Origin of the sequence: Pseudomonas sp. BT76 TE3572, from assembly GCF_050435365.1 — a bacterium.
GTDB classification, from domain to species: Bacteria; Pseudomonadota; Gammaproteobacteria; order Pseudomonadales; family Pseudomonadaceae; genus Aquipseudomonas; species Aquipseudomonas fluorescens_W.
The window spans coordinates 6,817,360-6,837,878 of the sequence record NZ_JBNDKE010000001.1; the positions used below are offsets into that span (position 1 = coordinate 6,817,360).

17 protein-coding genes and 1 tRNA gene are annotated in these 20,519 nt (G+C 59.4%); 17 read left to right on the forward strand and 1 reads right to left on the reverse strand.

Going from position 1 to position 20,519, the window contains the following annotated elements; translation table 11 throughout:
- The first annotated feature begins 273 nt into the window (after positions 1–273).
- The 13 genes from ABH912_RS31160 to ABH912_RS31220 all read left to right on the forward strand — a co-directional run bounded on the left by ABH912_RS31160 (position 274) and on the right by ABH912_RS31220 (position 15,926).
- A complete protein-coding gene (locus ABH912_RS31160) occupies positions 274–1,650 on the forward strand; it encodes a diaminobutyrate--2-oxoglutarate transaminase (RefSeq protein WP_429513188.1) in 1,377 nt (458 codons plus the stop codon).
- A gap of 212 nt (positions 1,651–1,862) precedes the next feature.
- The gene (locus ABH912_RS31165; RefSeq protein WP_429512672.1) at positions 1,863–3,647 is read left to right on the forward strand and encodes an IucA/IucC family protein; all 1,785 of its coding nucleotides are present in this window, start codon (positions 1,863–1,865) and stop codon (positions 3,645–3,647) included.
- Complete coding sequence (locus ABH912_RS31170; RefSeq protein WP_429512674.1) at positions 3,640–4,851, forward strand: type III PLP-dependent enzyme; 1,212 nt, start codon at positions 3,640–3,642, stop codon at positions 4,849–4,851. Before ABH912_RS31165 ends, ABH912_RS31170 begins: the two co-directional genes overlap by 8 nt.
- On the forward strand, positions 4,848–6,275 hold the full coding sequence (locus ABH912_RS31175) for a DHA2 family efflux MFS transporter permease subunit (protein WP_429513190.1): 1,428 nt from the start codon (positions 4,848–4,850) through the stop codon (positions 6,273–6,275). Before ABH912_RS31170 ends, ABH912_RS31175 begins: the two co-directional genes overlap by 4 nt.
- Positions 6,276–6,294: 19 nt before the next feature.
- Positions 6,295–8,166 (forward strand): IucA/IucC family protein, encoded by a 1,872-nt coding sequence (locus tag ABH912_RS31180; RefSeq protein ID WP_429512676.1) that lies wholly within the window; start codon positions 6,295–6,297, stop codon positions 8,164–8,166.
- Positions 8,160–8,933 carry an HpcH/HpaI aldolase family protein gene (locus tag ABH912_RS31185; RefSeq protein ID WP_429512678.1) on the forward strand — a complete coding sequence of 258 codons (774 nt, stop codon included), beginning with the start codon at positions 8,160–8,162 and terminating at the stop codon, positions 8,931–8,933. Before ABH912_RS31180 ends, ABH912_RS31185 begins: the two co-directional genes overlap by 7 nt.
- A gap of 4 nt (positions 8,934–8,937) precedes the next feature.
- The gene (locus ABH912_RS31190) at positions 8,938–10,785 is read left to right on the forward strand and encodes an IucA/IucC family protein (RefSeq protein ID WP_429512680.1); all 1,848 of its coding nucleotides are present in this window, start codon (positions 8,938–8,940) and stop codon (positions 10,783–10,785) included.
- Positions 10,778–11,698 carry an ABC transporter substrate-binding protein gene (locus ABH912_RS31195; protein ID WP_429512682.1) on the forward strand — a complete coding sequence of 307 codons (921 nt, stop codon included), beginning with the start codon at positions 10,778–10,780 and terminating at the stop codon, positions 11,696–11,698. The genes ABH912_RS31190 and ABH912_RS31195 overlap by 8 nt, the downstream gene beginning before the upstream one ends.
- Positions 11,695–12,684: a FecCD family ABC transporter permease gene (locus ABH912_RS31200; protein WP_033061830.1), complete on the forward strand. Its 990-nt coding sequence runs from the start codon at positions 11,695–11,697 to the stop codon at positions 12,682–12,684. The genes ABH912_RS31195 and ABH912_RS31200 overlap by 4 nt, the downstream gene beginning before the upstream one ends.
- Positions 12,677–13,708: a FecCD family ABC transporter permease gene (locus ABH912_RS31205; protein ID WP_429512685.1), complete on the forward strand. Its 1,032-nt coding sequence runs from the start codon at positions 12,677–12,679 to the stop codon at positions 13,706–13,708. Before ABH912_RS31200 ends, ABH912_RS31205 begins: the two co-directional genes overlap by 8 nt.
- A 12-nt stretch (positions 13,709–13,720) precedes the next feature.
- On the forward strand, positions 13,721–14,512 hold the full coding sequence (locus ABH912_RS31210; protein WP_033061828.1) for an ABC transporter ATP-binding protein: 792 nt from the start codon (positions 13,721–13,723) through the stop codon (positions 14,510–14,512).
- Positions 14,509–15,291 carry an IucA/IucC family C-terminal-domain containing protein gene (locus tag ABH912_RS31215; RefSeq protein ID WP_429512687.1) on the forward strand — a complete coding sequence of 261 codons (783 nt, stop codon included), beginning with the start codon at positions 14,509–14,511 and terminating at the stop codon, positions 15,289–15,291. Before ABH912_RS31210 ends, ABH912_RS31215 begins: the two co-directional genes overlap by 4 nt.
- Positions 15,288–15,926, forward strand: coding sequence for an RraA family protein (locus tag ABH912_RS31220; RefSeq protein WP_429512689.1), 639 nt, complete (start codon positions 15,288–15,290; stop codon positions 15,924–15,926). The genes ABH912_RS31215 and ABH912_RS31220 overlap by 4 nt, the downstream gene beginning before the upstream one ends.
- Positions 15,927–15,974: 48 nt before the next feature.
- On the opposite strand, the gene ABH912_RS31225 is transcribed toward ABH912_RS31220, so the two are convergent.
- Positions 15,975–17,258: an NAD(P)/FAD-dependent oxidoreductase gene (locus ABH912_RS31225; RefSeq protein ID WP_429512691.1), complete on the reverse strand. Its 1,284-nt coding sequence runs from the start codon at positions 17,256–17,258 to the stop codon at positions 15,975–15,977.
- Between the two features lie 183 nt (positions 17,259–17,441).
- On the opposite strand from ABH912_RS31225, the gene ABH912_RS31230 reads away from it, so the two are divergent.
- The 4 genes from ABH912_RS31230 to ABH912_RS31245 all read left to right on the forward strand — a co-directional run bounded on the left by ABH912_RS31230 (position 17,442) and on the right by ABH912_RS31245 (position 20,125).
- Positions 17,442–17,518: transfer RNA gene (locus ABH912_RS31230), tRNA-Val, on the forward strand.
- A 120-nt stretch (positions 17,519–17,638) separates the two neighbouring features.
- Positions 17,639–18,861 (forward strand): IS3 family transposase gene (locus tag ABH912_RS31235; protein ID WP_429510628.1). Its coding sequence is split into 2 segments (ribosomal slippage): positions 17,639–17,990 and positions 17,990–18,861, totalling 1,224 coding nucleotides; the frame shifts between segments, so codons are not numbered across the junction.
- A gap of 668 nt (positions 18,862–19,529) precedes the next feature.
- Positions 19,530–19,778, forward strand: a complete 249-nt coding sequence (locus tag ABH912_RS31240; RefSeq protein WP_082459288.1) for a hypothetical protein — start codon at positions 19,530–19,532, stop codon at positions 19,776–19,778.
- A gap of 152 nt (positions 19,779–19,930) precedes the next feature.
- Positions 19,931–20,125: a hypothetical protein gene (locus ABH912_RS31245; protein WP_033061822.1), complete on the forward strand. Its 195-nt coding sequence runs from the start codon at positions 19,931–19,933 to the stop codon at positions 20,123–20,125.
- The last annotated feature ends 394 nt before the right edge of the window (positions 20,126–20,519 follow it).

Sequence of the window (20,519 nt, forward strand, 5' to 3'; positions counted from 1 at the left end):
CCCATCAGTTAATGAACATTCAAGGCACTTGCGTATAAGTCGCTATCTATCGGTAGCCTATTGCGAAGTTGTCAGTTGTATTAAAAGTTCATGGCTAGATCATGGCACTTCCGCAGTTCATACCAGGTTTATTAACTTGGTTTTTTGCGTGCCTGATAGTTTTTAAAGTAGTTGAAATCGCTATATGTAAATTTCCAAATAGGTTGTAAGAATTAGTTGCAACAACTCGGTAATGAGAATAAGTTGCATATCGACTTTAACGAGGGTGAAGCGATGTTGAATGATGGCGTATTGCACTCTACTACTTTGCAAAAAACCAATGCCGACTATTTGGCTCGACAAAGCAAGTTCGAATCTAATGTACGCAGTTATCCACGCAAGTTGCCGCTGGCCATTGCCAAGGCGCACGGGCTCTGGGTGACCGATGTCGAGGGCAATACTTACCTCGACTGCCTGGCCGGCGCCGGTACTTTGGCCCTGGGGCACAATCATCCGGCCGTCATGGCCAGCCTCGACAGCTTCCTCGCGTCAGGCTTGCCGATGCATACCCTGGACCTGACCACCGCGGTCAAGGACGCTTTCAGCGAAACCCTGCTCAGCCTGTTGCCGAACAAGGGTCGTGATTACTGCCTGCAATTTTGCGGGCCGTCCGGGGCGGATGCGGTGGAAGCCGCGCTTAAACTGGCCAAGACCTACACCGGGCGCAACAACATTATCAGTTTCTCCGGGGCCTACCATGGCATGACCCACGGCGCCCTGGCCCTGACCGGCAACACGGCGCCGAAAAATGCCATCGCCAGCCTGATGCCCGGGGTGCAGTTCATGCCGTATCCCCACCAATACCGTTGCCCGCTGGGCATCGGCGGTGAGGCCGGGGTCGAGGCCTTGACTCACTATTTCACCCAGTTCATCGAAGACGTCGAAAGCGGCGTGTCACTGCCGGCGGCGGTGATCCTTGAAGCGGTGCAGGGTGAAGGCGGTGTCAACTGTGCGCCCGCGAGCTGGCTGCGGGCGATCCGCGAGGTGACGCGCAAGCACGGCATCCTGCTGATCCTCGACGAAGTGCAGACCGGTTTCGGCCGCACCGGCAAGATGTTTGCCTTTGAACACGCCGATATCGAGCCAGACCTGATCGTCATGTCCAAAGCGGTCGGTGGCGGTTTGCCCATGGCAGTGCTGGGCATCCGTCGTGAATTCGACGCCTGGGAGCCAGGCAATCACGCCGGGACTTTCCGCGGCAACCAGATGGCCATGGCCGCCGGGCTGGCCACGTTGCAGGTGCTGCAACAGCAAAACCTCGCCAACCAGGCCGAACGCCGTGGCCAGTGGCTCAAGGACCGACTGGTCGAGTTGCAAGCGCATTATCCAGCCCTCGGCCAGGTGCGTGGTCGCGGCCTGATGCTGGGCATCGAGATCGTCGACGAGCGCCAGCCGGCGGATCGCCACGGACATTTCCCGATGGACCCGGCGCTGGCCGTGGCCATTCAGCAACAGTGCTTCAAACAAGGCCTGTTGCTGGAACGCGGCGGACGTAAGGGCAATGTCATCCGCTTGTTGCCGCCATTGATTATCGACGATGAACAATGCCAGCAAGTTATCCAGCGTTTCGATAACGCGATGGCTGCAGCGTTATTGCAGTTACGCCCTTGAATGAATCAATCGAAGTTGCATTAGCAGTCCGCTGAGTTGCAGTTTGATGGCAGGGCTGAAAATAACTTTGATGGTCGTCTGATTGTTTAAAAAGGTTCAGTGACGTGATGTCGTTACGTGGGGTTTCGTTGGCCGTAAAACAGGTCGATCAGCAACTAATTTTTTCGCCATATAACGTGTCCAGTGGCCTCGCGGGCTATTGTGGAGCACCCATGAATCATCCAGATCGCAGTGTTTTATCGAATATGGTCAGTGAGTTGGCAACGACGCGTGCGTTGCTTAATTGTTTGATCAAAGAGTTCGCCTTGCCGGAAAACTGCCTCAGTTACAGTTGGCCGGCGCAGATGCAAGGCATCGCCCCGGGCAGTTACCTCGAGGGGCTGGAATGGAAGGGCATTCCCCTGACCATCAGCCTGCCCAACCAGCAGCAGTTCTTTGTGATGGTGGACCGCCGTGATGGTCTGGGCAGTCACCGTTACCTGTCGGATGTTTATGCCCGGCGTGGCGAGGGCGACTGGTCGTGCCTGAGGTTTACCGAGTTCGTCGAGCAGTTGCTCGCGGCGTGCGAACACATGACCCGCGCCAGCAACGACGAGTTGCTGGATCAGGTGTTGCAAAGCCAGTTGCTGACCGCGGCCATCGTCGGCCACAACATGGACGGCCAGCATCCGGCACCCCTCAGCGGTTACCTCGCCAGCGAGCAGGGCTTGTGGTTCGGTCATCCGAACCATCCGGCACCCAAGGCGCGCCTGTGGCCAGCTCATCTGGCTCAGGAAACCTATGCCCCGGAATTCCAGGCCCGCACGCCATTGCACCTGTTCGAGGTGCCGCTGGAAGGATTGAACGTCGGAGCCAACGGCCTGAGCAAAGCCCAAGTGCTGGCCGGTTTTGCCGATCAGGCGCAGGCGCGGCCGGGGCACGCGGTTATTTGCATGCATCCGGTACAGGCCCAGCTGTTCATGCAGGATGGCCGGGTTCAGCGTTTGTTGAAATCCGCGTCCATCGTCGACCTTGGCGCCACAGGGCTGATGGCCAACCCCACAGCGTCCATCCGCACCTGGTACATCGAGGGCCATGAGTTCTTCATCAAGGGCTCGCTGAATGTGCGCATCACCAACTGCGTCAGGAAAAACGCCTGGTACGAATTGGAAAGCGCACTGATGATCGACCGAGTCTTTCGTAACCTCCAACTGACCCGGCCCGAAACCCTTGGCGGGCTCTCGGTGGTGGCCGAACCGGGCAATCTGAGCTGGGCGCCGCAACAGGCCAGCGAAGCCGATAACCACTGGTTCCGCGAACAGACCGGGGCGATCCTGCGGGAGAACTTCTGCCTCGACACCGGCACCGACTGCAGCATCATGGCCGGTACGCTGTTCGCGCGCGGCCTGCATTTGCCGCCGTTGGTGCATGAGTTTCTGAGCCGGTTCAACGGCAACGACATCGACGATCAAACGCTGTTGAGCTGGTTCGACGACTATCAGGCGCTGCTGCTGCGGCCGGTGCTGGCGCTGTTCTTCAACCACGGCATCGTGATGGAACCGCACCTGCAGAACAGCGTGCTGGTGCATGACAACGGTCGTCCACAACGCTTGCTGTTGCGGGATTTCGAAGGGGTCAAACTGACCGACGAACTGGGTGCTTCCCGGATCGACGCAGACGTTCATCCACGGGTGCGTGAGTCGCTGCTTTATTCCCGCCAGCAAGGCTGGAATCGCATCGTCTATTGCCTGTTCGTCAACAACTTGTCCGAGGCGGTACTGGCCTTGAGTTGGGAGCGTCCGCACCTGGCGCCGCTGATGTGGCAACGGGTGGAGCAGCAATTGATCAGCATCCGCGCCGAATTGACCCGCGCTGCGCCGGAGTTGGACGCACTGATTGCCGGTCAGCCGATTGCCTGCAAAACCAACCTTAAGGTCCGCTTGGCCGCCAAGGCCGATCGCCAGGCCAGCTACGTCAGTCTGGTGTCCCCGTGGGGCAAGGAGGCCAAGCGTGGATAAGCTGCCCGCAGCGGTATTGGCCGCCATCGACGAAGCCCGCACGCAGTACGAAGATCCGCTGGCGCTGTTCATCTATGACCTCGATGCGTTGAAACAGCACGTGACGCAGGTGATGGCGACGCTGCCCGAAGGCGTGGAGCTTTACTACGCGATCAAGGCCAACAGTGAACCGCAGATCCTCGCTGCCATCGCGCCGTTGGTGCATGGGTTCGAGATTTCCTCCGGCGGCGAGATCGATCGTCTCCAGGCCTGCCCGACGCGCAAGCCATTCATCTTCTCCGGCCCCGGCAAACTGGATTCTGACCTGCGTTCGGCGCTGCAACACCAGGTCGAAGCGATTCACATTGAAAGCCTGAATGAAATTGTCCGCCTGCAACGTCTGGCACTGGAAACGGGGCGCGTGCAAGACGTCTTGCTGCGGATCAACCCCGAACTGCCGTCGCCGCTCTCCAGCAAACTGGCGATGGCTGGCACGGCCACACCGTTCGGGATCGATGAGTCGGAACTGGCCCAAGCGGTGAGCTGGGTCGATAACGCCAGCCACCTGCGGCTCAAGGGTTTCCATGTGCATGCGATGTCCCATCAGTCGCTGGTGGAGCGCCATGAACAATTGCTTGATCTGTACCTGCAGCGCTGGCCGCAATGGAAAGCGTTGTCGGCCGATCCTGCGGCGATCACTCATCTCAATGTGGGCGGTGGCATCGGCGTTAACTACCTCGGGCCGCAGCAATTCGATTGGCAGCGCTTGTGTACGCATTTGGGCCAGAGCCTTGCAGCGTGTGCCGATGCGCCCATCGTGCGCTTTGAGCCCGGTCGTTTCATCAGCGCCTTTTGCGGCTACTACGCCATTGAAGTGCTGGACAAGAAAACCAGTCACGGCAAGCACTTCCTGGTCTGTCGGGGCGGCACCCATCAGTTCCGTCTGCCGGTTGCCCAGGGGCATGATCACCCGGTCATTCATCTGCCCCGGCATCGCGTAACGCCAACAGCGCCACAACAGGAGTGGACCGTCGTGGGGCAACTCTGCACGCCCAAGGATGTGCTGAGCCGCGATTGCCCGCTCACGGAAGTGGAGATCGGCGACATGCTGGTGCTGCCGCTGGCGGGTGCCTATGGCTACAACATCTCCCATGCCGACTTCCTCTGTCATCCGCGACCGCCGCAGGTGTTTGTGCAACAGGCCGGAGTCGCCCCGTGGGATTGACGTTTGCCGTGCCGCGCTGGTTGGTGGTGGTCAATGTGTTGTTGGGCACGCTGACGGTCAGCCTGAACAACAGCTCGCTGAATCCGGCGTTGCCGGCGTTCATGGAAGCCTTTGATATCGGCCCGCTGTTGGCCACCTGGATCGTGGCCGCATTCATGGTGAGCATGGGCATGACCATGCCTCTCACCAGTTTTCTCAGTCAGCGGATGGGGCGCAAATCCCTGTATTTGTGGGGCGTGGCGTTGTTTGTCTGCGGTTCGCTGCTGGGGGCGTTGGCCAACTCCATCGCGCTGGTGATTGCCGCGCGCGTGGTGCAAGGGATCGCCAGCGGGCTGATGATTCCGCTGTCGCTGGCGATCATCTTTTCGGTGTACGCGAAGGGCGAGCGGGGCAGGGTTACTGGCCTGTGGGGCGCGGCAGTCATGCTGGCGCCGGCATTGGGGCCCTTGTGCGGGAGCCTGATGCTGGAGTGGTTCAGTTGGCGCTCGCTGTTCCTGATGAATGTGCCGATTGGCCTGCTGGCGCTGATCCTTGGCGTCGGCGTTTTGCCGGCTTCTGAAGCATCGGAACGCAAACCTTTCGACCTGGCGGGTTACCTGCTGATCGCGACGGGCATCGGTCTGCTGATGATTGCTGTTGGCCGTCTGCGCCATGCCGAGGCCCTCACTGATCCGCTCAACCTCGGCATGTTGCTGGCGGCCATTCTGTGTCTGGTTGCGTTTGTACGACTGGAACTGAACCGGACTTCGCCGCTGCTCAACCTGCGCATCTTTGCCCTGCGCGGATATCGCTTGAGCGTGATCATCGCGGTGGTGCAGTCGGTCGGAATGTTCGAATGTCTGGTCCTGCTGCCGCTGCTGGTGCAGGTGGTGATGGGCTACAGCGCTATCTGGACCGGTCTGTCGCTGCTGTGCACGGCGATGTTCGCCAGCCTGTTCGGGCATCTCGGCGGCAAGTGGCTGGACCGTCACGGCCCGCGTGGCGTGGTGCTCTGGGGGCTGCTGCTGACCGGGGGCGCCACATTGGGACTGGGCATGCTGGGGGCTGGCGCTTCAATCGGTGTGGTGTTTTTCCTGATGATGGTCCGCGGCGCCGGGCTGGGCCTGTCCTATATCCCGATCACCACCGCCGGACTCGATGCGCTGCCTGAACCGATGGTCACTCAAGGCGCGGCGATGAACAACATTTCCCGTCGTCTCGTCTCGTCACTGGCCATCGTGATTGCCTCGCTCTGGCTCGAGTTTCGCCTGGCCGCCGATTCGGCGGGCGGCATTGTTTCGGTGGCAACCCCGGGAGCGATCAGCGAGGTCTTCATGGCCACCGGCATCCTAATCCTGCTGGCATTGCCCTGTGCCTGGCGTTTTCCCGTTCACGCATCCGACGAGCCGGCCGAGGCATTGCCCTCAGCCCTCGAACACCGTTAATTCTTTCACGGACAAGGTTATGACTATGGCGACTTCTTCACAGGCAACACCTCAGGCTGCGGATTCAGCACCAGGCGTCTGGCTGGCGACGGCCGATCCGCGCCACTATCAGCAAGTGGAACAGCGCGTGGTGGGCCAGCTGCTGCAAACGCTGCTGTATGAAAACGTCCTGCCGTATCGCCATTCGCCGCTCGATGGCGGCCAGTATCGTTTTGTCGTCAGTGGCGTCGATGCGCAGCAACAACCGGTGGAGTACCACTGCAGCGGATTGCTCAGCGAAAGCTTCGAGCTGATCCGCCTCGACTATGCCAGTCTCGAACGCGTTGATGCGTTGGGCGCGCGCCGTCAGCCGTACCTTCATCAAGCATTGGCGGAGCTGCTGAGCGAACTTCAGGACAGCCCGCACCTGCCACGCTTCACCCATGAGCTTGAACAAACGATGCTCAAGGATCTGCAATCGCGCAGCCAGGGTTACCAAGCGGCCAAGCCAGCCCATCAACTGGATGTCGATGCGCTGGAACAGCACTTCATGGATGCCCACAGCTATCACCCTTGCTACAAATCGCGCATCGGTTTCTCGCTCAAAGACAACGCCCATTACGGGCCGGAATTTGCCGCGCCCATCGCGATTGTCTGGCTGGCCGTGGCCAAATCCTGCGGGGCGATGAACATCTCGCAGCACCTGGATTACGACGGATTTATCCAGCAGGAGTTCGGACTTCAGCGCTGGCAGCAACTCGCTGAAAGTCTCACCGACCAAGGCAAGGCGATGGGCGATTACTGGCTGATGCCGGTGCACCCGTGGCAGTGGGAAAACATCATCGTTCCTGTGTTCTACCCCGAGCTGGTCAGCGGTGAAGTGATCTATCTGGGCACTACGGATGACCGTTATCAGGCGCAACAGTCGATCCGCACCCTGGCCAACGTCACTGAGAAAAAGCGGCCTTACGTCAAACTCGCGCTGAGCATGACCAATACCTCAAGCACCCGAATTCTGGCCCGGCACACAGTGATGAACGGCCCGATCATCACCGACTGGTTGCAGCAATTGATCGGCAGCGACAGCACTGCCCGCGACCTAGGCTTTGTGATTCTCGGTGAGGTGGTTGGCGTCAGCTTTGACTACGATCACCTGCCCGCCACGCGGATGTCCCAGGCCTACGGCACGATGGGCACGCTGTGGCGCGAGAGCATTCACCAGTACCTGCAAGACGACGAGCAAGCTGTGCCGTTCAATGGTTTGAGTTCCGTGGACAACCGCTACGGCTCGGGTGAACAGACCCCGTTCATCGATGCCTGGATCGCTCAATACGGCCTGCACGCCTGGACGCGCCAACTGTTGCAGGTGGCGGTGTCGCCGATCATTCACATGCTGTACGCCGAAGGCATCGGCATGGAATCCCATGGGCAGAACATCGTCCTGATCGTGAAGCAGGGCTGGCCGCAACGTATTGCCCTGAAAGACTTCCACGACGGCGTGCGCTATTCGCCGCAGCACCTGGGACGCCCCGATTTGTGCCCGACCCTGGTGCCGCTGCCCGCCAGCCACGCCAAGCTCAATCGCAATTCGTTCATCCTCACCGACGACCTGGATGCGGTCCGGGATTTTTCCTGTGATTCGTTCTTTTTCATCGCCCTGGCCGAGATGGCGATCTTCCTGCATCAGCACTATCAGCTGGAAGAAACCTTGTTCTGGCAGATGACCGCCGAGGTGATCACCGCTTACCAGACCGAGCATCCGCAACACCGTCCGCGTTATGCAGCGTTTGATGTCTTCGCGCCGTTCTACGAAGTGGAAGAACTGACCAAGCGCCGCCTGCTGGGCGACGGCGAGCGTCGTTTCAAATCGGTTCCCAATCCGCTGCACGCATTCCGGCCGCAATCATGCTGAGGACCAATCTGCTCAAGCAGAAGCTCAGAACAGGTGAGCCGGTCTACGGCCTGATCAGCTCGATTCCGTCGCCAGCGGCCGTCGAACTGATTGCCGAGGCGGGTTTCGATTTCGTGATCATCGATATGGAACACGTGCTGATCAATCCCGAGACCGTGGAGAACATGATCCGCACCGCCGAGAGTTACGCGCTGACCCCGCTGGTGCGGGTGGCGGACCTCAACCCGAAAACCCTGCTGCGCCTGCTCGATGGGGGCGCCCAGGGCATTGTCTTGCCGATGATCGAAAGCCCCGAGCCTTTGGCCGAAAGCATTCGTGCCTGCAAATACCACCCGCAGGGCACCCGCAGCCTGAATGCCGGCCGCCCCGGTGCCTTTGGCAAACACAGCCTGGCGGAATACGTCGCGCTGGCCAACGAGCAAATCATGGTCGTGGCGATGATCGAGAGTGCCGAAGGTGTGCGGCGGGCGGCGGAAATTGCTGCCGTGCCCGGCCTCGACATGATCCTCGAAGGGGCCGCCGACTTGTCGCAATCGATGGGCATGCCCTGGCAGATCGACCGGCCCGAGGTGCAGCAAGCGCTGCTCGCCAGCTGGCAAGCGGCGAGTGCCGCGGGCGTTATGTATTGCGCGATTCCACGTCAGCCGGGCGACCACGAACGGTGGTTGAGCCGGGGCGTAAAAAGCTTTGTTTTGGGTGACGAGCGTGGCATCGCTTTTCGTGCCCTCCAGGCCAAATTGGCCGCCACTTCAGCAGAAGGAAAATAATCGGATGAACTTCACCACAATGGCCGCCGACAAGGTGATGCAGGATCTGGTCGATTGTTTGCTGGCCGAACATTTTTTCGGCACCGAACCGCTGAACCTGGTGGCGCCCTCGTCATCGGCCGATCAGCCGTTTACCGGGTTGAGCGCCGAACAACGGATCTGGGAATGGCCCAGCGATCCCCAGGGTTGCATCGTTATTGCCCTGCGTCCCGGCATTACCCAGCAATGGGAGAAAGTACCGGGCACGCTGGTTTGGGCGCGACAGAATGACCAACTGACCGCGCTGTCACCCGAGGCTTTCACGACCCAGGTGTTGGCAGGGATGACCGATCGCTACCCGGACAATGAGAAAGGCTTCGCCCTGTTTCTGGATGTGCTGCGCACCAGCGTTCGGCAAACCGAGTTGTCCCTGGCCCATCGGGTCAACAGCGAACGCTTGCTGGAAAAGAGCAACGCGGACTTTTTCCTGGCAATGGAGCAGTGGGCTTCGCTGCGTGATCGTCCCTACCATCCGCTGGCCAAGGCCAAGCAGGGTTTGGACGACGCGGAATATCAGCAGTATCAGGCGGAGTTCGCCCGTCCGGTAGCGCTCAATTGGGTCGCGGTCGATCGCACGTTGCTGCAATGCGGCGTCGGTGTGACGGACCTGGCGCAGAGCTATCCCGCTCAATACCTGTTGCCGCCGCTGCTGCAGGCTAACTTGCAACAAGAGTTGCAACAGCGGGGCATTGCCCAGAGCCACATCGCGCTGCCGGTGCACCCGTGGCAGTTCGAGCACGTATTGGAGGCGCAACTCGGCGACGCGTTCGCCAAGGGTGATTGCCAGCGACTGGACTTCACCGACGGTGATTTCTTCGCCACCTCGTCGTTGCGCTCGATGACCCCGTGCTTCAACAGCGCCGATTACCTCAAGTTGCCGATGGCGATCTATTCGCTGGGCGCTTCGCGTTATCTGCCCGCAGTAAAAATGATCAACGGCGGCTTGAGCGAGGCGCTGCTGCGTCAGGCACTGAGCAAGGATCAAACGCTGCAGCAGTCGCTGCACCTGTGCGACGAAACCAAATGGTGGGCGTTCATGCCACCAGACGCGACGCTGTTCGACGAAGCGCCGCGTCACCTGTCGGCCATGGTGCGCGGCTATCCACTTGCGCTGCTGGAAGACCCGGACACCCGACTGGTGCCCATGGCCGCGTTGGGCACGCCACTGCCGGGTAGCAATCAGCACTTCTTCGATGACTGGATGGGCTACCGTCAACTGCCGGCCAACGCCGCGTCGGTGATGACGCTGTTCCGCGAGCTGTGCCACAGCTTCTTCGATATCAACCTGCGGATGTTCCGCATCGGCATGCTGGGGGAAATTCACGGGCAGAACGCGGTGCTGGTGTGGAAGGCCGGTTATGCACAGGGCTTGCTGTTGCGCGATCACGATTCGTTGCGCATCTTCGTACCTTGGCTGGAACGCAACGGCCTGGCCGACCCGGCTTACCGGCTGAAGAAGGGGCATGCCAACACGCTGTACCACGATCGCCCTGAAGACCTGCTGTTCTGGTTACAGACCCTGGGTATTCAGGTCAACCTCCGCGCGATCATCGATACGCTGGCTGAGGTCTACGCATTGCCGGCGACCGGGTTGTGGACGGCGATGGGCGAGGTGCTCAACGAGTTGATCGACACCATCGAGTTTGACGCCGAGGCGCGGATCATGATCAAGCACCAGTTGTTCGAAGCGCCACATTGGCCGCAGAAATTGCTGCTCACCCCGATGATCGAACGCGCGGGCGGCCCTGGCAGCATGCCGTTTGGCAAAGGGCAGGTGGTCAACCCGTTTCACAGGCTCGATCGTAATGCCTGAACCGCGATGTGAACCCTCCAGGCGCACGCTGTTGCGCCTGTCCCTGGGGGCGCTCGCCCTCAGGTTTTCTGCGCCAGCGTGGGCCGAGGCTGGCGCCGCGCCGTTGCGGGTGATCACCCTGTTTCAGGGCGCCACCGACTGCGCCGTGGTGTTGGGCGTGACCCCGTGTGGCGTGGTTGATTCCTGGAGCGAAAAACCCACCTTTCACTATTTGCGTTGGGCTCTGGATCAGGTGCCCCATGTCGGCCTGGAAACCCAGCCCAGTCTTGAAGACATCGCGTTGCTCAAGCCGGACCTGATTGTAGCCTCGCGCTTTCGCCACGAACGCATTGCACCGTTGCTCAGGCAGATCGCTCCGGTGCTGATGCTGGAGGAGGTGTTTGAATTCAAGAAGACCCTGGCACTGATGGGCGCTGCTTTACACCAGCAACAGAGGGCCGACGAGATTCTGAACCGATGGCAGCAACGCGTGGCACAGGTGGGTCAGCAATTGCAGCAGACATTTGCCGGACGCTGGCCACCGACGGTGTCGATTCTGGACATCCGCGAGGACCACATCCGCAGTTACTTGCCGGCGAGTTTTCCGGGCTCGGTGCTCACCGAACTGGGATTCAACTGGAGTGACAGCAGCCGGGAGGCGAGCGGGGTATCGATCAAACTCACCAGCAAGGAAAGCCTTGCCGTGGTGAATGCCGACATCTTTTTTGTGTTCCTGCGCGCGCAGAACGCGGCGGTGCAGCGCAACTACGAGAGCCTGGTGCAACACCCGCTGTGGAAGCAGATGCGTGCCCCGCAGCAAGGACAGGTGTGGCAGGTCGATGGCGTCGCGTGGAGTCTGTCGGGCGGGATGTTGGGGGCGAACCTGATGCTCGACGACGTGGCCCGCGTGGCCGCCGCGCAGGTGGCCTCATGAGCCCGGGAGTAAAACTGTGCAGCGCGGGTGTCGTGTTGCTGCTGTGCTGCGTGTTGAGCCTGGCGGTCGGTGCCACCTGGATTCCACTGCCACAGATTGCCGCAGCGTTTGTCGATCCCGACCCGCTGAGTATCAATCATGTACTGGTGACCACCACGCGCCTGTCGCGCACCCTGATGGCGATTTCCGTAGGTGCCAGTCTGGCGGTCGCGGGTGCCCTGATGCAGGCACTGACGCGCAATCCTTTGGCATCCCCCGGATTGTTCGGGATCAACGCTGGTGCGACCTTTTTTATCATCCTGTTTTCCTCGATCTTCTCGCTCTCATCCCCGGATGCCTGGCTATGGTCGGCGTTCCTTGGCGCTGCCGTGGCAGGTTGTCTGGTATGGCTGATCGGCAACATGGGGCAGGGCAGTCTCAGTCCGCTGCGCATCGTGCTGGCGGGCGCGGCGATCGCCGCGTTGTTCTCCGCCTTCAGCCAGGCGCTGCTGGTGGTGAATCAGGATGGATTGGACACAGTGCTGTTCTGGCTGGCCGGTTCGTTGTCCGAACGCAACCTGTCGAGCGCCGCCCCCTTGTTGCTGACTGATGTGTTCGGGTTGTCGGGGGCGCTGATGCTGGCCGGGCAGGTCAACGTGCTGAACGCGGGGGAAGAGATTGCTACGGGGCTGGGGCAGAGAACCGGCCTGATCCGGCTGCTGATGAGCGTGCTGGTGATTTGTCTCGCGGGCAGCGCGGTGGCGTTGGCCGGCAGCATTGGTTTCATCGGTCTTCTGGTGCCGCACATGGTGCGCAAGGGGTTGTCCATCGACCATCGCTGGTTGTTGCCCGGTTGCGCGCTGCTCGGTGCGATTCTCCTGCTGTTGGCGGATACGCTGTCGCGGGTTTTGATCCTGCCTCAAGAAGTGCCGGTGGGGGTGATGACGGCGCTGTTTGGCGCGCCGTTTTTCATCATGCTGGCCCGGCGTGGAGGTCGTTATGGATAGGGTAGTGACCTGGCGCCGGGGCGGGTATTCCCGGCAGGTGAACCTTTCCACGTGGTTGCGGTTGGCAGCGGCGCTGGTGCTGACGGTGCTGGTGATGCTCGCCTCGTTGTCGCTGGGCAAAGTCATCCTCTCGCCCCTCGAGGTCATGCGAATCCTGTTTTCCAATCAGGACGCCAGCCTGACGTTGATCGTCGAGCAACTGCGCTTTCCACGCATTGTGCTGGCGGCGCTGGTGGGCGCTGCGTTGTCGGTGTCCGGGCTGATCCTGCAAAGCATCATCCGCAACCCGCTGGCATCGCCGGACCTGCTGGGCATCACCAGCGGTGCCAGTGCCGCCGCCGTGCTTTACCTGTCGTTCTTGTCCGCGACGCTCGGGCAACAATTTCTGCCCCTGGCCGCGATGCTCGGTGCGGCGCTGGCGACATTGGCCATTTATCTACTGGCCTGGAAGCAGGGGGCCTCACCGCTGCGGCTGGTGCTGATCGGCGTGGGCGTTTCGGCGATGTTGACGGCCGCGACCACCTTCATTCTGGTGTTCAGTCCGCTGACCACCACCCTGTCGGCCTACGTCTGGTTGACCGGCAGCGTATACGGCGCCAGTTGGCCCGAACCGCTGGCGCTTGCGAGCTGGTTGTTGGGCATTTGTCCGCTGCTGGTGCTGCTGGCCCGTCAGGTGATGGTGCAACAGCTGGATGACCACCTGGCCCAGGGCATCGGCGTGCGCGTGCAATGGCTGCGGGCCGGTTTGTTGTTGGTGAGTGTGGCGTTGGCCGGTGCGGCCATTGCCTGGGGTGGGGCGATCGCGTTTGTCGGGCTTATCGCGCCGCATATTGCCAAACGCTTGGTGGCCCCGGGTTTCGCTGGACAAGCCGTGATGGCAGCCCTGATTGGCGCAATCCTGGTGATGCTGGCCGACCTGGTCGGGCGCACGCTGTTTTTGCCCCTGGATCTTCCGGCCGGGATCTTTGTCGCGGTGCTGGGCACACCCTTTTTTCTCTATTTATTGATTAAACAGCGTCATTAAGGAATTCAACGTATGACGTCGATTGCAAGTCGGGGCCTGACCCTGAGTTATCAGCGCCAGGTGATTATTGACGCGCTGGACATGCAACTGCCCAAGGGCAAGATCTCGGTGCTGATTGGCAGTAACGGCTGCGGCAAAAGTACCTTGCTCAAATCCTTTGCCCGACTGCTGAAACCGCAGCAAGGCTCGGTGATTCTCAACGGTGTGGATATCCAGCAAAAATCCACGGCGGCGGTGGCGCGTGAACTGGCCATCCTGCCCCAGACACCGACGGCGCCCGAGGGCATTACCGTTCGCCAACTCGTGGCCCTGGGTCGATACCCTTATCAGAGCTGGATGCAGCAGTGGTCGACCGAGGATGAAACCATGGTCAATCGCGCACTGACGCAGACCAGTTTGCAGGCGCTGGCGGATCGGCCGGTGGATGCCTTGTCCGGTGGGCAGCGTCAGCGCGCGTGGATCGCCATGACCTTGGCCCAGGACACCGGCATTGTGCTGCTGGACGAGCCGACGACCTTCCTCGACCTGGCTCACCAGATTGAAGTGCTGGACCTGCTGCGCGACCTCAACCGGCTCGAGAACAAAACCATCATCATGGTGCTTCACGACCTCAACCTGGCCTGTCGTTATGCCGATCATATGGTCGCGGTGCATGAGCGTACGGCATTTGCCCAGGGCCGGCCTGAGGACGTCTTGACTCAGGCGCTGGTCAAAACCGTGTTCGATCTCAACTGCAGGATTATTCCTGACCCGTTCTTCGGTACGCCGATGTGCATCCCGTTTGGTCGGGAATTGCCGCAATGAGTCTGGCTCATCACTTCACCGCGCAAGAGTGGAACGTGTTGGGCGGTGGGTTGCGGTTGAAGGACTACGCCGAGCGCGATCCATTACGCTCGCTGATGGCGCGTGACCTGTTGCAGGAAGAGGTGTGCGAGCGTTTGCTGGACACATTGAGCCCGGTCATTGGCTCACCGTCGCGGGCGATCACCGCCTCGCTGCTGGGCAAGCGCCTGTCGTTCCTGGCCACCGGTGCCTGTTTGTACGCCATGTCGGTGTACGACAAAGGACTGCTGCTGTCGCTGGACAACACGGTGATCGAGTACGGCCACGATGAAGGGCTGTGGACGTCTTCGATGCCGCTGATTCATTCCCTGCCGCTGACGTACGGGGCAGGTGAGCGCGAGGCCTGGCGGGAAAACCTGGTGCAGTCACTGTTTGCCGGGCTGCTGAAACCGCTGTGGCAAACCTTCAACCGTGTGAGTGGCGTTTCACGGCGCATCTTGTGGGAAAACTCCGCAGTGCGCGTGTATTCGTTGTATGAAAAACGCATGGCGAAAGTCGACGAGCCGGCAGTGCGCGAGCGCTATGAAGCCGACTTCAACTGGTTGCTGACTCAGGCAGAACCTGCGCTGTTCGGCCTCGATTACAACCCGCTGAGCCATTTCCGTCGACCGCCGACACTGGTCGACGAGGGGCAGCGCAGCATTCGCTTTCGGCGAACGTGCTGCTTCTACTATTTGGCTACCGAGCCCGCTGAATATTGTTCAACCTGCCCACTATTGCGTCCGGGGAAATGCCGATGAGTTATCAGATCAATCCGCGCCAGCAGAAGGTCGCCCCGGAGTTGCTCAGCGCCTACCGGTCGATCCCTTCGTCAACCATCGGCCATTTCTCCGATAGAGGTTTCCTGCGGGGGATCAAGCCGCTGTTCAACGACATCCGCATGGTTGGCAATGTCGTCACCGTCAAAGTCTTCCCACCGGATGGCAGCATTTTGCGTGAAGCGCTGTTGCTGAGTGAGCCGGGCGACGTGCTGGTGATCGAATGTGTGGGCGACGAGGAGTGTGGTTGCTGGGGCGAACTGCGCACCCTGGCCGGGCTGATCAAAGGGTTGGCCGGGGTGGTGGTGTCGGGTGCGGTCACGGATGTCAGCGCATTGCGTCTTCATGGGTTGCCGATCTTTTGCCGAGACGTCAGTGCGTACACGACTCGCGGCATTGGCGCCGATGGGGAAGTCAATCAATCGATCAATGTGGGCGAGGTTCGGGTGCGGCCGGGGGACTTGGCCATTGGTGATGATGACGGGGTCTTCATCCTCGATGCCCGGCGTGCGGCCGAGCTGCTTCCCGAGCTCTTGGCCAAAGAGGAAATGGACCAGCAGCGCAGGGCCGAATTCTTGCAGAGGCTCAATCAGCGAAGGGCTGACTTCCCGAGCTGAAATGAAAAGGGGCAACTGTGCAGTTGCCCCTTTTTTGCGTCTGGTCGGTCAGAAGCCGAGCTTGTCGCGCAGTCCGTAATACCAGGCGCCCAACGCAGCGAACGGCGTACGCAGCAGTTGTCCGCCGGGGAACGGGTAGTGAGGCAGGTCGGCAAACGCGTCGAAACGCTCGGCCTGGCCACGCAACGCTTCGGCCAGGACCTTGCCCGCCAGATGGGTGTACGTCACGCCGTGGCCGCTGCAACCCTGGGAATAGTAGATGTTGTCGCCCAGGCGTCCGACTTGAGGAAGACGCGACAAGGTCAGCAGGAAATTGCCGGTCCAGGCGTAATCGATCTTCACGTCCTTGAGCTGCGGAAAGGCCTTGATCATCTTCGGCCGAATAATCGCCTCGATGTTCGCCGGATCCCGCGCGCCGTACACCACACCACCGCCGAAGACCAGGCGCTTGTCGGCGGTCAAACGGTAGTAGTCGAGCAGATAGTTGCAGTCCTCGACACAGTAATCCTGCGGCAACAGGCTCTTGGCCAACGCGTCGCCCAGGGGTTCAGTGGTGATCACCTGAGTCCCGCAGGGCATCGATTTGGCGGCCAGTTCCGGCACCAGATTACCGAGGTACGCGTTGCCCGCAACGATGATGAACTTGGCCCTGACCTTGCCCTGAGGCGTATGCACCACCGGACTCGCGCCGCGCTCGATGCGTACCGCCGGCGATTGCTCATAAAGGGTGCCGCCCAGCGACTCGACCGCTGCTGCTTCGCCCAACACCAGGTTCAGCGGATGAATGTGCCCGCCGCTCATGTCGAGCATGCCGCCAATGTACTGATCGCAAGCGACCACTTCACGGATGCGACGCTGATCCATCAATTCAAGCTGCGTGTGACCGAACCGCTCCCACAGACGCTTCTGGGATTCCAAATGGCCCATCTGCTTGGCGGTAATGGCGGCGAATACGCCACCGTCCTTCAAGTCGCACTGGATATTATATTTGGCAACCCGCTCACGAATGATCCGCCCACCTTCGAACGCCATCTGCCCCAGCAACTGAGCCTGCTTGGGACCGACACTGCGCTCGATCACATCGATATCGCGGCTATAACTGTTAACGATCTGGCCACCGTTACGCCCCGACGCACCAAAACCTACCTTCGCCGCTTCAAGCACCGTGACCCGGAAACCGTTTTCCAGCAGAAACAGGGCAGAGGACAGACCGGTGTAACCGGCACCGATCACACAGACATCAGTCTCCACGTCATCCTGCAAAGCCGGGCGCGGCGGAGCCGCATTGGCCGATGCGGCGTAATAGGATTCCGGGTAGGGGGTGTTCGCCATCCTGCAGCCTCTGTTTAATATATTTTACGAGTGCATCGATCCTACCCGAGATAAAAATCGACCGCCAGCCACCGCAAAATCTTCTTTGCAGCGGCGAAATTAAATATTTTGCATATTCATAGGGTTAGCTCGAAAAAAGGTGTTGACACCCCTCCGGAATTCCGTAGAATGCCGCCTCACAGCAGGCACGTAGCTCAGTTGGTTAGAGCACCACCTTGACATGGTGGGGGTCGTTGGTTCGAGTCCAATCGCGCCTACCAAACAAAATCCGCTCTGCTGGGCGGTCTAGAAGGGCTCACCGAAAGGTGGGCCCTTTTTTGTTGTCTGTGTCTCGTCCTGAATAAGGTTTACACCTTCTGACCCATTCTCAGGAGGGAGTAATGAATACAGGAAAAAGGCGCAGTCAGCGTGACTACACGCGGACCTTTAAATTGTCGGTCGTCGATCAGGTCGAAAAAGGCGAGTTGAGTTATAAAGAGGCTCAAGAGCGCTATGGCATTCAGGGTAAATCGACCGTACTGAACTGGTTACGCAGGCATGGTCGGCAGGACTGGAGTCAAGGCGCGTCCATTCGCTCCAAGAGACCCCGTTCCATGGATGAGCCCGATAAACCACTGACACCCGAACAGCGAATCAAAGAGCTTGAAGAAAAGCTGGCCCAAGCCAACCAGAAAGCTCAGTTTTTCGAAGCTGTCGTTGATGTTTTGAAGAACGACTTCGGTGTTTCTGTCGTAAAAAAGCGATCCGGCAAGTCCTCTCCCAAGGGCAGATCCAAGACCTGAGCATCAGTCGGGCTTGCCAGTTCATGGGAATTTCCCGTCAGGCTTATTACAAGCGCAACCGGGCGTGTGATGCCCGGGCCCGTCATGCCCAGGAAGTGATGGGATTCGTGAGGGAAAAACGACTTAGGCAACCGCGCCTTGGCACCCGAAAACTTCACAATCTGATGCGCACTGAGCCAGAAGTGTCCGTAAAGGTCGGTCGAGACCGGTTATTCGATATCTTGCGAGATCGGCGCGAGCTGGTTCCCCGCAGACGGGCCTATCACAAAACGACAGACAGCCATCATCGCTTTCGCCGGCATCCAAACCTGCTCAAAGATGGGCCGATTCAGGTAGTTGCCAAGGCGCCAGAGCAAGTATGGGTTGCGGACATCACCTACTTACCGACGCAAACGGGTGTGGCTTATCTGAGTTTGATCACCGATGCGTACTCCCGAAAAATCGTGGGGCACCATGTCCATGAAAGCTTGCACACCGAATCGGTGATCCAGGCGTTCAACAAAGCCCTCAAGCAGCGGACAACGAAGCAATGTTTGGTGCATCACTCGGATAGAGGCGTCCAATACTGCTCCGAGCTTTATCAGCGGCTGCATGCCAAATACGGCATCACCTGCTCAATGACCGATGGCTACGACTGCTACCAAAACGCGTTGGCTGAGCGTGTGAACGGGATTTTGAAAAACGAGTTATTGCTGCATCGCCCCAAAAATTTTGCAGAGGCCATCCGGATGGTGGACGAGTCGGTGCAGATCTATAACAACGAGCGGCCTCATCTATCGCTGAAATACAAAACGCCCGATGCGGTGCATCGGGCGTTTTGAGGCTGAAACAGGTGTAAACCTATTTCAGGACTAGACACTGCGATTTGCAAAACTTTTGCAAAACTCCCACCTCGGAACGCCAATTCGGCTTTTACCTTCATGTAAACCATTCGAGGGGGTGGGGAGCTTTGCAGCTGGAATGGCTGACAACAAAAAGCCCGCGCATGGCGGGCTCTCTGTATGGGGTCAAATCCTTTTGTCTGCTCAATCTGCGCTGCGTTCTGTGAGTGCTTCGTGAAAAGCATGTCGAAGGAACGAAAAAAACCCGGCATTTGGCCGGGCTCTCTGTAGATGGGGCCAAATCCTTTTGGCTGGCTGCATTGTGCAGGGTGGGTGTGACGAAGGCGTGACAGGGCAGATACCAAAAGCCCGACTCTGGGCCTAACTCGATGACGGATGCCTATATTGATACCGCCAAGGCATCACGCCTCACAACTAGTTGGACCTTCATAAGTTTCGCGCTCCGCAGTCTTCATTAGCGGCTTGCACTCCGCGTCAAGCTTCCCCCTCAGCTTGGCAGCGCTAGCCGAGGTCATCGGCCCTGGCATCTCCTCGCCTATGTCCACCATTTTTTGCGCTTTGGCGTTCTGGACTTCGATGTATCTGACCAATGAATCATTGAGCGGCCTCACGGTCATATCGCTGACCTTTGCATTCAGGACGTTCAAATGAAGCGTGCAGTAATAATGTTCATGGCCATTTCGGGTTCTCTGCTGCTGGGAGGCTGCGGGCCTCACTGGGACGACGGAGAAAGGTACGGTCGAGATCGTGATCGAGGCCATGATTACCGTCGTGGATACGACCGCGGCTATGACGATGATCGCGAGTATGACCGCAGATATGATCGTCGTGACGATGATCAGGGGTATGAACGCAAACACCGCCGCGATCGTGATGACGACGATAGAGACGACTGAATGCGCTGGCCATCGGCTGGCGAGAAACGGCGGTGACAGGCTCTCCTCGAGCCGGTCAATGATCACCCGGTTTGCCGATTAGCTTCAGCGGCACGGCTTGCCAGTGATTCAGGCGTAAGATAGCGGTGCTACCTCATCAAAAGGAGCCGCATATGATCGCCGACCAAGTGAACAAGCAGGTATCTGTGGACAGAGCTGTTTGGGATCAATACTTCTGCGCTGCGTTAATTGCGGAAAGCAATTTGACGGCACCGGTCGTAGGAGGGGCTACTCATGAAGACAGGCAGAACCTGTTGATTGAAAGGGCCAAAGCTCTCGCCGACAAGATGATGGATAACAGAAAATAACCAGAGCCCAGCCATCGCGCTGGGCTCTTCATATCTGGATCTCGGCATGGATGGAGCGCTTGCTGTCCGACCGCCTCTTCAGGCGCAACCTGAAGCAGACAGTGCGGTGCTTCGATTTCAATGATTCGTGTATCACGGTTCATTGAAGAGACCAACGTGCGAATGTGCGGCATAGAGAGTTGATCGATTCATGGGTTCCGTCCTTGCCTGCGAATCGTTGGCACCGGCCGGTCAATCGCGTTCTGGATAACCACAAGCCTGGGTGGTCGCCAGGTACTGTAACGAGGAGATTGCCCCCTCGTTACAAATGTTGCTTGAAGAGCATGAATCACGACTGGCGTGGTTCATCTCAACAGCGTCGGACCTGCGTGGTAGGTCCAACCAACTAAAACCA

Coding starts and splice junctions, on each gene's coding strand:
- ABH912_RS31160 (WP_429513188.1), top strand. CDS start 274: ATGTTGAATGATGGCGTATTGCACTCTACTACTTTGCAAAAAACCAAT.
- ABH912_RS31245 (WP_033061822.1), top strand. CDS start 19,931: ATGATCGCCGACCAAGTGAACAAGCAGGTATCTGTGGACAGAGCTGTT.
- ABH912_RS31195 (WP_429512682.1), top strand. CDS start 10,778: ATGCCTGAACCGCGATGTGAACCCTCCAGGCGCACGCTGTTGCGCCTG.
- ABH912_RS31240 (WP_082459288.1), top strand. CDS start 19,530: ATGAAGCGTGCAGTAATAATGTTCATGGCCATTTCGGGTTCTCTGCTG.
- ABH912_RS31220 (WP_429512689.1), top strand. CDS start 15,288: ATGAGTTATCAGATCAATCCGCGCCAGCAGAAGGTCGCCCCGGAGTTG.
- ABH912_RS31180 (WP_429512676.1), top strand. CDS start 6,295: ATGACTATGGCGACTTCTTCACAGGCAACACCTCAGGCTGCGGATTCA.
- ABH912_RS31225 (WP_429512691.1), bottom strand. CDS start 17,258: ATGGCGAACACCCCCTACCCGGAATCCTATTACGCCGCATCGGCCAAT.
- ABH912_RS31185 (WP_429512678.1), top strand. CDS start 8,160: ATGCTGAGGACCAATCTGCTCAAGCAGAAGCTCAGAACAGGTGAGCCG.
- ABH912_RS31200 (WP_033061830.1), top strand. CDS start 11,695: ATGAGCCCGGGAGTAAAACTGTGCAGCGCGGGTGTCGTGTTGCTGCTG.
- ABH912_RS31205 (WP_429512685.1), top strand. CDS start 12,677: ATGGATAGGGTAGTGACCTGGCGCCGGGGCGGGTATTCCCGGCAGGTG.
- ABH912_RS31190 (WP_429512680.1), top strand. CDS start 8,938: ATGAACTTCACCACAATGGCCGCCGACAAGGTGATGCAGGATCTGGTC.
- ABH912_RS31165 (WP_429512672.1), top strand. CDS start 1,863: ATGAATCATCCAGATCGCAGTGTTTTATCGAATATGGTCAGTGAGTTG.
- ABH912_RS31210 (WP_033061828.1), top strand. CDS start 13,721: ATGACGTCGATTGCAAGTCGGGGCCTGACCCTGAGTTATCAGCGCCAG.
- ABH912_RS31215 (WP_429512687.1), top strand. CDS start 14,509: ATGAGTCTGGCTCATCACTTCACCGCGCAAGAGTGGAACGTGTTGGGC.